This is a genomic window from Endoryza foliicola, assembly GCF_050589245.1.
GTDB classification, from domain to species: domain Bacteria; phylum Bacteroidota; class Bacteroidia; order Chitinophagales; family Chitinophagaceae; genus Endoryza; species Endoryza foliicola.
The window spans coordinates 45,910-59,073 of sequence record NZ_JBOBEW010000006.1; the positions used below are offsets into that span (position 1 = coordinate 45,910).

Here is a 13,164-nt window from a genome sequence, read left to right on the forward strand (position 1 = left end):
GAGTTAGTTATTTACTTGTTGATTCCATGTTTTTTTATCTAGTTTGGCATATCCACCTGTTTCAACTTCCAATAAAGGCAAGCCAAAACTGTCTTGGAGCTGCGAATTCGGCTTTAGTGCCACTGAAATGTCTTTTGTGGGAGCTTCAATCATGAAGTCTTCAATTACCTCAACGATATCCTTATCAATAAACTCTGCCTTACTGGCGTCTATCAATAATTTACTATTGTCGGGAAGGTTTGAAAGATATTCCTTGATGATGGGCTTGTTGAGGAAAGAAACATCTTTTCTCAGTCGAATCAGATAGTTATTCTCATCTTTTACAAATAAGATGGCCGTTTTAAAGTTACTTCTCAGTACAAAGAAGAACCCAACTGCCAAGCCAAAAACCACTCCTTTTAATAAGTCGGTTAAAAGGATTGCAGCAATTGTTAATACAAAAGGCAAGAACTGATTCCAACCTTTTTTGAAGTAGGTAACGAACAATGTAGGTTTTGCTAATTTGTATCCGGTGTAAATCAAGATACCCGCCAGTGCCGATTTTGGTATTAAATTGAGAATGTTTGGAATAAAAGCAACGCTTAAGAGTAGCAACACACCATGAACAATTGCTGACACTTTGGTTTTTGCACCAGAGCTTACGTTCGCAGATGAACGAACAATTACACTTGTTACAGGCAAGCCGCCGATCAATCCAGACACCAAGTTTCCCAAGCCTTGCGCTTTTAATTCTCGGTTCGTTGGAGAAATACGTTTGTAAGGGTCTAATTTATCGATCGCTTCCAAGCTCAATAAACTTTCTAAACTCGCTACTACCGCCAAAGTTCCCGCAGTAATCCATACATCGAAGTTCTTCCACATGTTAAAGTCTGGAAACGTAAAGAAGGAAAAGAACTCCTCTGTTGATTTTGCAATCGGAATGTTTACCATGTGCTCAGGATCGATCGCAAAACTGGAACCTTGTTTCTCAAAATAATAGTTGATGCCCGCCCCAACAAATACCACAAGCAGTGGAGCCGGAATAATTTTGAATATTCCTCCTTGTTTCAGGGCGATCTTGTCCCAAATAATTTGAATAAGAAGTGAAACAACACCAATTAGCACTGCAAGTGGAGTCAAGTAGTTCAATGCTTTGAAAATCTCTGAAAACGTGTTGTTGTCATCAACTTGAAAGAAGGCTTCATCGCCTTCATAGTCTTTATCGTAGCCTACTAGGTGGGGAAACTGCTTCAAAATCAAAATGAGGCCAATGGCAGCCAACATTCCTTTGATCACGCTTACGGGAATATAGTTGCCAATTATACCCGCTTTCAAATATCCGAGTACGATCTGAAATACACCACATATTACAACGGCTAAAAGAAATGCTTCATAGGTAGGCAGTTTCATAATAGCAGCAGCCACAATGGTAGTTAAACCAGCAGCCGGACCACTAACGCTGAGTTGCGAGCCACTGGCAACGCCAATTACAACGCCACCAACAATTCCGGCAATTAAGCCGCTAAAAAGAGAAGGAGCTTGAGAGCCCAAGGCAATTCCCAAGCACAAGGGTAGGGCCACTAAAAATACTACAATAGAGGCCGGTATGTCATTCTTTAATGAATGCACATAGTTGCGAAAACTGTTCATTTATCCAGTTTGAAATTGGTTAAGGAATAAAATATAAGAGAGTAACGAGAGACGACGTGTAGCTAAATATAGAAACTCAAATTTGGTCCGGAGGCGGAGTAATCGTAGGATAGCTCAATTGCTTGTCTTTTTTAAGGAGAAAGAACCAATTGTGCTTGTGATCGATGGTTATATCAAACTCGTATTGAGTTGCTTCGTGACAATATTCTTCTGTAAGTGTTGGACCATTGGGTGCTTTTTCATCAGGTCCGGCCGGATTGCCACTGTTGCTGTCTTCTGCCTGTGGCGCCGAATCCTCATCTAATACAACTGAATAGGTTTTAGTTTCGGCATTAGAATAAACATAGTAATTGGCAACCGTAAGAAACAGCAATAGACTTATACAAGCGATTGCGTTTACTTGGCAAGCCCATTTTTTGAATTGTTTTGTTATGACTGCGGATTGTTTCAAAGTGTAACAAAAATAAGAAGACCACCTCGTTATAACAATAAGAGGTGGTCTTTATCACAATTAATTACAAGTTAGTGCTTGAAATGACGCAAACCGGTCATAACCATCGCTAAACCATTCTGCTGGCAGTATTCGATGGAGTCTTTATCACGTACCGAGCCCCCCGGCTGAATAAAGGCAGTAATTCCTGCCTCATGGCCTAATTGCACACAGTCGTTGAAAGGGAAAAACGCATCACTGGCCATTACGGCTCCATTCAAATCAAATTTGAACTGATGTGCTTTTTCAACTGCATGACGTAAGGCATCAATTCGACTTGTTTGGCCGCAACCTTTTCCAATTAATTGCTTGCCTTTAACAAGCGCTATGGCATTGGATTTCAGATGCTTACATACCAAATTCGCGAAAATTAGGTCTTGTTTTTCTACATCGTTACTGGGTCGCGCCCCTACTTCATTCCACTGATCGTAGTTGCCGGCATCGGTACCCTGAACCAGTACACCGTTTAAGATCGATTTGTATTGATGAGAAGAAGCAGGATGCTTTTTCAATTGAAGCAAGATGCGGTTCTTCTTTGTTTTCAAAATTTCCAAGGCATCTTCGTTGAAAGAAGGGGCAATCAATACTTCAAAGAAAATTTCATTGATCGCTTCTGCTGTTGCTTTATCTACCGCTGCATTGCAAACCAAAACACCACCGAAAGCACTTTCAGGATCGCCCGCCAATGCGGCATCCCAGCTTTCTTTCAAGGTAGTACGAGATGCGATACCGCAAACATTGGTGTGCTTGATGATGGCAAAGGTTGTTTCTTGAAACTCTTGGATCAAGGCAACCGCTGCATCTACATCTACGAGGTTGTTATACGATAATTCCTTTCCGTTTAATTGAGTGAACAGTTCGTCCAGATTACCATAGTAAACCCCAGTTTGATGCGGATTTTCGCCGTAACGGTTTACTTTGGCATTGGCTACTGATTCAAAGAAATAATTGCCGCTGTTGCCGTTGAAATAATGGGCAATGGCCACATCATAATGAGCTACGGTTTCAAATGCCCTCGCAGCAAATTGTTTACGCTGCTCAATACTTGTAGAACCCTGTTGCTCTCTAAGTAAGTTCTCAAGTGGGGTATAATCCGATTTTGCTGCAACCACCAGTACGTCTTTGAAATTCTTAGCTGCAGCGCGAATCATAGAGGGCCCTCCGATATCAATTTTTTCAATGATCGCTTTTTCTTCAGTTGTATTCGCTACCGTTTCTTCAAACGGATAAAGATCAACAATAACTAAATCAATTTCGGGGATGTTGAATTGCTTCATTTCCGCTACATCACTGGCCAAATCTCTTCTTCCCAAAATACCACCAAATACAGAAGGGTGAAGGGTTTTAACGCGTCCACCTAAAATTGATGGATAGGTGGTCAGGTTTTCTACCGGCACTACAGGAAGTTTCAAGTCTTCAATGAATTTCTGTGTTCCTCCGGTTGAATAAATGGTGATACCAAGTTCCGATAACAGTCGAACGATCGGCTCCAGCCCATCTTTATAAAAAACAGAAATGAGCGCCGATTGAATTTTCTTGTCCATGATGCAGTATTGTGTATTAGATTGATTGCTTGTTTGGAGGCGCAAAGGTACGCCTCTACAACGGCTTCTCAAAAGCACCTTTGTCCACCATGAGCCAACACTTGATTTTATTTTTTTTACTTAGTGCCTCTATTCTTCTCGTTTTTCCTAAGTTGTTGGAATTCAGCACAATCAACTGTTTTGGACGATAGATTTCTAATAATGTAGCTACTTGCTTTTCTGTTGCTTTTCCGAGTACTAAGGTCTCTATTTCAAAAGAGGAGTCCAATTTTATTGTCTTTCGGAAGTCGCCCGAAAAAAAAGCTGTCTTGATAGCGGGGATGTAAAAGTTTCCGGAGTCTGATACGGGAAGAAACACGGTATCTTTCACTCGGAAATGTTGCAGCATTTGTTTCATGTTCTGATGGTAGTAATATCCGCTGTCTCCTTGCGCCCATACTGCGGCTCGGTCCCCTTCAATTAAAAAGAGGTGCAATTTTCGATTGTTGGCTACTACTAATTTGTGTTGTTGCGAGAATAAAAAGGAAATGGATGCTGAATGAAATGCAAATATTGTTGCAAATACGATGGCGCTTAAGCACCATCCTTTGGAACGATAAAGAAAAACAGCACAAGTACTTGTCATTAATCCGAACAAGTAGCACATTCCCCAATAATCAATCATAATGGGTTGAATGGTAGCTCCGGGTAACTGATCCATCCACGTCACAAATTGATTCATAAAAGCAATTCCATAATTTAATAGCCAGCCAATTTTTACGCATGCCCAAGGAAGGGGTGTTGCAATGCAAAGGATCAAAATTCCAATCAAGAGCAAACTGCTCAAGGGTACAGCTACCAAGTTCGTGATCAAGAAATAAGTAGGGAATTGATGAAAGTAATAAAGGCAGAGCGGCAATGTAAACACTTGTGCTGCCAAGGTTACACTGGTCATTTTCCAGAGCTGATCAAGCCAATAGTTTCTAGGTGCGTAATAGGTGTACAAGGGCTTCCAAGTCCACTGAATACCTGCTACCGCTGCAAAGGAAAGCTGACAGCCGGTATCGAATATCCAATTGGGTTCATAACAAAAAAGAAGGAAGGCTGCCGCGCAAAGCGTGTTAGGGGAAGGACTGTTTCTGTTCAATGCTTTTGCCAAAACAAAACCGCTGAACATTACGGCAGATCTGAGTACAGAGGGATTGGCGCCGGCCAGCCAAGAGAAGATCCATAGTCCTGTTAATATAAAAACTGGTCGCAACCAACGATTCCATTTTTTTGATCGAATGAGGTTGGAGAGTATTTCGAGAATGGAATACAGAATTCCAAGGTGCAAACCGGAGATTGCAATCACGTGCATGGTGCCGGTATTGGAATAAGCAGCAGTTACAGTAGGGTCTAAATCATTTTTGTATCCTATCAGCAAGGCTTCTGCCAGTCCATACGATGAACGATCCGGAATATAGGTTTTGATTTGCTGTAGCAAATAAAACCGAAAGCGCGCTAAAGAATAAAGCAGCCCTCTTTGTCTACTTTCAGAAATACGTTTGAATTGCGTTTGATCGAGGAATGCTTGTCGGTAGATTCCTTGTGAATTCAAATAATCACGATAATTAAAGGTGCCCGGATTTCCGGTATGAGCAATTGGCTCTAGAGAAGTATAGATCAATAGTTGATCATCAGTTTTCAATTCAGGTTTTTCTTTGAAGTACAACAGTATCTTTCCTGTTCCGGCTTCCAAGTTTTTTCTTTCTCTTATATAGTATTGAATGGTTGCTTCTGCTTTATAGGTTTTTCGTTTCTGCTCGGGATCTGAGGTCAACTTCACCAAATATCCTTGAGCTGTTTCTGGTTGATGTGAGATATGATTCTTGTTGCTCGTTTCTTCATGAACTATTCTAATAAACATTCCCGCTAGCAGCACAGTCGTTAAAAGAGGCAAACTCTTGATCAATGGAAAACGAAATCTTAGATACTCCGCAAAAAGAGAACTTGTAAAGTACAAGCAGATGGAAAGAAGGAATGCAAAGAGTATAAACAGCTCAGACAATTCAAAATAGTGTTGCAACAAAATGCCACCCGTAAAGGGTGGCAGTACTCTCAAAAAAGGCATTGGTTTCCATACAGGAACACTTGGATTTTTCATGGCTATCTTAATACTTCGTATAAACGAGGTAAAGTTCTGTTAGAATAAGTCATGTTCCAAGGCTCCGGGTGATATTGATTTGTATGGCACAAGTATCTTTAGGTTATAAGGTTGTAAGGCTTTAGGCATTAGGCTTTGGTGTTTCCTCTCGGTTTATCAAATCCACTGCACTATTTGCTTCTTTACTTCGCGAAACTTCCATTCCTTTTTCCCCTTTGCAACAAAAAAATCCCGGCTATCAGCCGGGACTTAAAAACTTAAAACCTATAACTTAAATCTTCTTACTTGCTCAAGTGCATGCTTCTTTCCTTATACAGTTGTCTGAAATAAGGATCTCTCAAGTCTTTCACAAAGCGGATCGCTTCGCCGGTTGATTTCATTTCAGGTCCGAGGTCTTTACTTACACCCGGGAACTTGTTGAAACTGAACACCGGTTCTTTGATTGCGTAACCGTTCAAGCGCTTGATGAATTTCTGATCTTTCAATCTCAATTCACCCAACATCACTTTTGTAGCTACGTTCAAGTAAGGGATTTGATATGCTTTTGCAATGAACGGAGTGGTTCTTGAAGCGCGTGGGTTGGCTTCAATTACATACACTTTACCGTCTTTGATGGCAAATTGAATATTGATCAAGCCTCTGATGTTCAAACGGAAGGCAATTTTGCGTGCATATTCTTCCATGGTTTCTACCACCAACGGAGTGAGGTTGAACTGAGGAAGAACCGCATTACTGTCTCCACTATGAATACCTGCGGGTTCAATATGTTCCATCACACCCATTACGTGGAAGCTTTCGCCGTCGCAGATACCGTCGATTTCGGCTTCTTGACAACGATCCAAGAAATGGTCGATCAAAATTTTGTTTCCGGGGATGTGTTTCAACAAACTTACTACCGCCTTTTCAACTTCTTCATCGTTGATCACAATTCGCATACGTTGACCACCCAATACATAGCTCGGACGAACGAGTACAGGATATCCAACTTTGTTGGCTACTTCAATTGCTTCATCTACATCGTAAGCAGTTCCGTAGTCAGGGTAAGGAATTCCGAGTTCTTTCAACATATCACTGAAACGACCGCGGTCTTCGGCAATATCCATATCATCGAAACTTGTACCGATGAGTTTGATTCCTTTTTCGTTCAAACGCTCAGAGAGTTTCAAAGCGGTTTGACCACCCAATTGAACGATCACACCATAGGGTTTCTCTAATTCAATGATTTCCCAAAGATGTTCCCAGAAAACCGGCTCGAAATAGAGTTTGTCGGCCATATCGAAATCGGTAGAAACTGTTTCAGGGTTACAATTTACCATGATGGCTTCGTAACCACATTCTTTTAGCGCCAACAAGCCATGAACGCAGCAATAGTCGAACTCAATACCTTGACCGATACGGTTAGGGCCTGAGCCTAATACGATTACTTTCTTTCTATCGGAAGGTTTGCTTTCGTTGATATTGCCGTTTTCGAAAGTGGAGTAGAAGTAAGGAGTTTTCGCTTCAAATTCTGCAGAGCAGGTATCTACCATTTTAAATACGCGGGTGATGCCGGCTGCTTTTCTCTTCTCGTATACTTGTTCGTCACTTCCATCTTGCATGATCAAAGAGATCTGCTGATCGCTGAATCCAAGGTGCTTTGCATCGCGGAGTAGTGATTCGGGCAAGTTGTTCAATTTGAATTTCGCGATCGTGTTTTCCATATCAACGATCTTGCGAACTTCATTCACGAACCATTTATCAATTCCCGTGGCTTTTGAAATAGTATTCACAGACACACCTTGCATCAAAGCGTCTTTGATACGGAAGATGCGATCCCATTTTGGAGTTTTGATGTATTCGATCAATTCCTCGGCCTTCATGATGTTCTTGGTGTAGTTACCCAAGCCCACAGCATTGTTTTCCAAGCTTTGACAAGCTTTTTGCAATGCTTCGGCAAAAGAACGACCGATGGCCATTACTTCACCCACACTCTTCATTTGCAAACCGAGCGTATCGTTGGCGCCTTTGAACTTATCGAAGTTCCAACGAGGCATTTTAACGATCACATAGTCTAGCGCCGGTTCGAAGAAGGCAGAAGTGGTTTTGGTGATTTGGTTTTTCAACTCATCGAGTGTGTAACCAATTGCCAATTTAGCGGCGATTTTCGCGATGGGGTAACCGGTAGCTTTAGAAGCCAAGGCAGAAGAGCGGCTCACACGTGGGTTGATTTCCACTGAGATGATATCTTCTGTTTCAGGGTTCAAAGCGAATTGTACGTTACAACCACCTGCGAAGTTTCCGAGGCTGCGCATCATTAAGATAGCTTTGTTGCGCATTTCTTGGAAAGCGGTATCGCTAAGGGTCATGGCGGGTGCCACCGTGATTGAGTCGCCGGTGTGCACCCCCATCGGATCTACGTTTTCAACAGTACATATAATAGTAACGTTGTCGTTTTTATCGCGAAGGAGTTCTAATTCGTATTCTTTCCAACCGAGCACTGCTTTTTCAACCAGTACCTCGTGGATAGGAGAAGCTGTTAAACCTCTTTCAAGGGCAGCATCCAAATCATCTTTGCTGTGAACGAATCCACCACCGGTACCACCCAAGGTAAATGAAGGGCGAATAACCAAGGGGAATCCAATTTCTTGCGCGAAGTCTTTACCCTCCAACATTGAGTTGGCTACTTTGGACGGAGCTACAGGAACACCGATTTTCACCATTAGTTGGCGGAATTTTTCGCGGTCTTCAGCAGTTTGAATGGCTTTTACGTCTACGCCAATCATTCTCACGTTGTATTTCTCCCAAACACCCAATTCGTCGGCTTCCATTGCGAGGTTCAAAGCGGTTTGACCTCCCATGGTTGGAAGTACGGCGTCGATTTGGTTTTCTTCCAGGATTTGTTCAATACTTTCAACGGTGAGCGGCAGCAAGTAAACTTTGTCGGCCATCATTGGGTCGGTCATGATGGTAGCCGGATTGCTGTTGATCAGGATCACTTTGATCCCTTCTTCACGAATACTGCGGGCAGCCTGAGAACCGGAATAGTCGAATTCACAAGCTTGTCCAATAATAATGGGTCCAGAACCGATGATTAATACTGACTTAATGGAAGTGTCTTTAGGCATTGTTGCGAGCGGGTTTTTTTAAAATCACAAATTGCGCAAAAGTAAGGCTGTGCAGGGTATTTTCGGGCAATTAAATCAACAATTTTGTCACTAAATTGAAAAGCCGCTATGGGCGGGGCATACAGGGGAAAAAAGTTGTGCTAATGGGTGTTAGGAAGACGGGAGGGAGGAGACGAGGATGAGAGGAGCGAGGATGAGAGGAAGCGAGGAACGAGGATGAATACAAGAAGGAGGCTGAAATTTACGAAGCGGAGCGGAGGAAATTTCAGTCCGCTTGTCCCGTGAGGAACTATACGGGACAGGCGAAGCCGTTGCGGGAAAGAAGAGGGGGAGTTAATTAAGAATTAATAATTAATAATGAAGCAGCCGGGGAGATGATTGGTGAATTTGGAAGTTTGTGAATGTGGGAATGAAATACAGAGAAGGAAGAGATATACTCTGTGCCTCCGTATCTCCGTGGTTCTGTATTTCCGCGAAGCGGCCCCGATCTTAGCGGTGAATATAGTTATTCATGAAAACAAAAAGCCCCCGTTTTGCAACGAGGGCCTGAATTGCTCTTGTTCCAAAAATTTATACGCGGTGAAAAGCTGCGAGTTCAATGTCATCTAAAACAACGCCGCCTTCTTTTTTCATTTTTTTCTGCTCAGCCATTTGCTGTTTCTCATTGAATCGACTGCGGACACGAAACGCCCATTTCTGTTTGGCTTCGTTTCCTTTAAACAATCCAACAACTCCGCCCATGGTAATGGCCGTCAAAAACATCAGTCGATTCAAAAAAGTTTTCATAACAAAAAGTTTTACTTGTGAGCAATTATTAATTAGACAATGTATATACGTCAAATGCTGTTCCAGAGTTCAAAAAATACCCTACCCTTAAGTGGGTATTTATTAACAATTAACAATTACTCATGAATTAATTCATTTTTAATTCATGCACGATTTGAGAAGTTTTGGTTGATTTTCGTTATCGGTAGGAGCGACTGGGGGTATTGGGCTAGGTTCACTGTTAAACTAATAAAGGATCTTGAAATTGTCAAGTAGCCACCCGGAAAATAGAACGTAATTTTGCCAACTATTTGAAGAAATCAATGTTTTACTAGAAACAATTCTATGGCAGTAGTTCTCAAAGCAGGTGATAAAGCGCCCGCCTTTTCCGGGGTAGATCAAGACGGGAAGAAGATTAGTTTAAAAGACTACAAAGGCAAAAAGCTAGTGCTCTATTTCTATCCTCAAGATGGAACCCCCACTTGTACCGTTCAAGCGTGTAACTTAAGAGACAATTTTAGTGCCTTAAAAGCCGCAGGTTACGAGATTTTAGGCGTTAGCCCCGATTCAGTTAAAGACCATAAAAAGTTCGAAACCAAGCAATCACTTCCCTTCCGATTGATCGCTGACGATGATCATACCATACTTAATAAATACGGAGTTTGGGATGAGAAACAACTCTACGGTCGTAAATACATGGGAGTACTCCGAACTACCTTTGTAATTGATGAAAAAGGAGTGATCACACAAGTATTCTTAAAGCCGAAAAGTAAAATGCATGCAGAAGAAATTTTGGCAGCTGATGCACCTACCGCTCCTGTAAAACCCAAAAAAAGATGACAGTCACTTGATATTTAAAGAAACCCGAGCCGTTACATTTGCGTAACTATACTAAAAGGGGAACGAAAGTTCCCGTCCCCAGAAATGGGTTATTTTTAGTTTTAGGGTTTGGTTCCCCTCCCCGCTAGTCGAGGAGGGGTTTGTTTTTTGTAAAAAGAGAGAGAGGTAATTAATAATTAAGAAATAAGAATTAAGAATGGAATAGCCGGAACGCAGGAACGAGGATGAGAGGAGACGAGGATCGAGGAGGGCAAGAAAGAACAAGAGGAGGAGCAAGGGGAGTGAATTAATAATTAAGAAGTAAGAATTAATAATGGAACAGCCGGAATGCAGGAACGAGGATGAGAGGAGACGAGGAACGAGGAAGGCAAGAAAGAACAAGAGGAGGAGCAAGGGGAGTGAATTAATAATTAAGAAGTAAGAATTAATAATGGAACAGCCGGAATACAGGAGCGAGGATAAGAGGAGACGAGGAACGAGGAGGGCAAGAAGGAACAAGAGGAGGAGCAAGGGGAGTGAAGTAATAATTAAGAAGTAAGAATTAATAATGGAACAGCTGGAATACAGGAGCGAGGATAAGAGGAGACGAGGAACGAGGAGGGCAAGAAAGAACAAGAGGAGGAGCAAGGGGAGTGAATTAATAATTAAGAAGTAAGAATTAATAATGGAACAGCTGGAATGCAGGAACGAGGATGAGAGGAGACGAGGAAAGCAGCCAACTCTTGAATGTGGAAATGATATCCAAGGTGACTGCCAACGCTGCGCCGCTGCGGTGTAGAAAGGAGTGAGGGAAGAACAAGAGGTAATGTAGAAGTTAAAGAAACAATCCTGTACATCCTTTAATCCTGTAAATCCTGATCAGTGAAGAATGGGTTGTTTAAAAAAGACTACCATTGATGTGAAAACATTGATGATCAAACATTTTGAATTAACAAGTGCAAACTCTCGGTTATGTGTGACCTAAGTCACAGAAACCTACTGAATCTCAGTTGATTTATGTCAACAAATAAAATTTAATCAGTCATTTATCCACTTATACGATGGGTTTGGTCTTTCTGGTATGGTATTAGCCTTTGTTTTAATACCAAACCAAATTTCTAAAACTAAAAAAGCCAACCCATGAGAAAGCTACTTTCCATTATGGCATTCTTGTGCCTATCCGCGACGCTATACGTGTCGTGTAAGCATGAATTGCCGATCCCAATTTCAGGCGGCGGAACAGGAGGAACAACACCGCCCACCAGTACAGGTGGACAAAGTTGTAGTCCTGATACCGTGTACTTTAACAACACTATTTTACCGATCCTTACTTCTAATTGTGCGATGGCAGGCTGCCACGACGTAACGAGTAAGAAAGAGGGGCTCATTCTCAATAATTACACCGGCATTATGAAAATAGTGAAGCCGGGTAACGCAGCAGGAAGTTCCCTAGTTTCTGTGATCATTTCCAACGACCCCGGAAAAGTAATGCCTCCGCCCCCAATGGCGAAGTTGTCGACCTCTCAAATTGATGCCATCAAAAAATGGATCAATCAAGGAGCTAAGAACAATTCATGTAATGGATGCGACACGGCCAGCTTCACTTACAATGCAGTGGTAAAGGTTGTGATGACCAACAAATGCGTGGGTTGTCACAATGCAGCTAGCCCCGGTGGTGGCATCGATTTGTCTACACACGCCGGTGTAAAAGCGGTTGCCCTGAATGGTAAATTAATGGGTTCGGTAAATATGAAAGCCGGATTTGTTGCCATGCCGCTCGGTGGCTCTAAACTACCCGATTGTGAAATCAAGCAGTTACAGAAATGGGTAGACGCAGGCGCCCTGAACAACTAAAAATCAAAACATGAAAAAGTTACTGATCATTTCTATACTAACCCTCTCAGTAGCGGTTATGACTGGTTGTTACTACGATACAGAAGAATTACTATATCCGGGAGGAGTGAGCTGCAGTGGTGTAGCTCCCTCTTTTTCCAAAGATGTACAGCCGATTTTTCAAAGCAAATGCTCCCTTAGTGGTTGTCACAACACCGGCGCTACCAATACCGGTGGAGCACTTACGAACTATACTGAAATAAAGGCCAAAGCAGCTCCTTGTAAAACTTCTGTATTAAATGGATCCATGCCCAAAGGACTAACCTTAACAGCCGACCAAATTAAGATCATCAGCTGTTGGGTTGATAATGGATCTCAAAACAACTAAACATGAAAAAGAAAATACTAATCGTAGTGGTGGTTCTGGTATTAATTGGTGTAGGGTATGGAGTAAAGGAGTTTATGAGAACTCGCCCCGATTCAAAATCAGTTACACCTAAGTTTACAGTTACTGCTGTAGACATAATCAAAGAATTTGAAACGAATGAGGCCGCGGCAACAAAAAAATACCTTGCCGCCAATAGCATCATCCAGGTTAGCGGAGAAGTGAAAGACATTAAGCAGGACGAGAAAGGGTATTACACAGTGATGCTGGGTACGCAAGAATCCATGTCTACCGTACAATGCTCAATGGATACCCTTTATACTGCCGATTTGAAAGATCTGAAACCGCAACAAAAAGCAACCATTAAAGGGGTGTTTACCGGTTTTAATTCAGATGATACCGGATTGCTCGGCTCAGATGTAAAGCTCAATTTATGTGTACTCGTAATCGATAAAAACCAATAAAACCCA

10 protein-coding genes are annotated in these 13,164 nt (G+C 42.0%); 4 read left to right on the forward strand and 6 right to left on the reverse strand.

Features of this window, described 5'->3' with window-relative positions; translation table 11 throughout:
• Positions 1-3 precede the first annotated feature (3 nt).
• From ACQ2HE_RS14320 to ACQ2HE_RS14345, 6 genes are all read right to left on the reverse strand, one after another.
• A complete protein-coding gene (locus tag ACQ2HE_RS14320; protein ID WP_430900265.1) occupies positions 4-1,629 on the reverse strand; it encodes a SulP family inorganic anion transporter in 1,626 nt (541 codons plus the stop codon).
• Positions 1,630-1,705: 76 nt separating this feature from the next.
• The gene (locus ACQ2HE_RS14325) at positions 1,706-2,080 is read right to left on the reverse strand and encodes a hypothetical protein (protein WP_430900263.1); all 375 of its coding nucleotides are present in this window, start codon (positions 2,078-2,080) and stop codon (positions 1,706-1,708) included.
• Between the two features lie 71 nt (positions 2,081-2,151).
• Positions 2,152-3,663: a bifunctional phosphoribosylaminoimidazolecarboxamide formyltransferase/IMP cyclohydrolase gene (gene purH, locus ACQ2HE_RS14330; protein ID WP_430900261.1), complete on the reverse strand. Its 1,512-nt coding sequence runs from the start codon at positions 3,661-3,663 to the stop codon at positions 2,152-2,154.
• A 55-nt stretch (positions 3,664-3,718) separates the two neighbouring features.
• Positions 3,719-5,788 (reverse strand): ComEC/Rec2 family competence protein, encoded by a 2,070-nt coding sequence (locus ACQ2HE_RS14335; RefSeq protein ID WP_430900259.1) that lies wholly within the window; start codon positions 5,786-5,788, stop codon positions 3,719-3,721.
• Positions 5,789-6,069: 281 nt separating this feature from the next.
• Positions 6,070-8,892, reverse strand: a complete 2,823-nt coding sequence (gene carB, locus ACQ2HE_RS14340; protein WP_430900257.1) for a carbamoyl-phosphate synthase large subunit — start codon at positions 8,890-8,892, stop codon at positions 6,070-6,072.
• Between the two features lie 570 nt (positions 8,893-9,462).
• Positions 9,463-9,678, reverse strand: coding sequence for a hypothetical protein (locus ACQ2HE_RS14345; protein WP_430900255.1), 216 nt, complete (start codon positions 9,676-9,678; stop codon positions 9,463-9,465).
• A 324-nt stretch (positions 9,679-10,002) separates the two neighbouring features.
• Here ACQ2HE_RS14345 and bcp point away from each other — a divergent pair, with 324 nt between their 5' ends.
• The 4 genes from bcp (at position 10,003) to ACQ2HE_RS14365 (ending at position 13,158) form a co-directional block, all read left to right on the forward strand.
• The gene (gene bcp, locus ACQ2HE_RS14350; protein ID WP_430900253.1) at positions 10,003-10,497 is read left to right on the forward strand and encodes a thioredoxin-dependent thiol peroxidase; all 495 of its coding nucleotides are present in this window, start codon (positions 10,003-10,005) and stop codon (positions 10,495-10,497) included.
• A 1,119-nt stretch (positions 10,498-11,616) separates the two neighbouring features.
• Positions 11,617-12,330, forward strand: a complete 714-nt coding sequence (locus ACQ2HE_RS14355) for a c-type cytochrome domain-containing protein (RefSeq protein ID WP_430900249.1) — start codon at positions 11,617-11,619, stop codon at positions 12,328-12,330.
• 10 nt (positions 12,331-12,340) lie between these two features.
• A complete protein-coding gene (locus ACQ2HE_RS14360) occupies positions 12,341-12,697 on the forward strand; it encodes a hypothetical protein (protein ID WP_430900247.1) in 357 nt (118 codons plus the stop codon).
• A 2-nt stretch (positions 12,698-12,699) separates the two neighbouring features.
• Positions 12,700-13,158: an OB-fold protein gene (locus tag ACQ2HE_RS14365; RefSeq protein WP_430900245.1), complete on the forward strand. Its 459-nt coding sequence runs from the start codon at positions 12,700-12,702 to the stop codon at positions 13,156-13,158.
• The last annotated feature ends 6 nt before the right edge of the window (positions 13,159-13,164 follow it).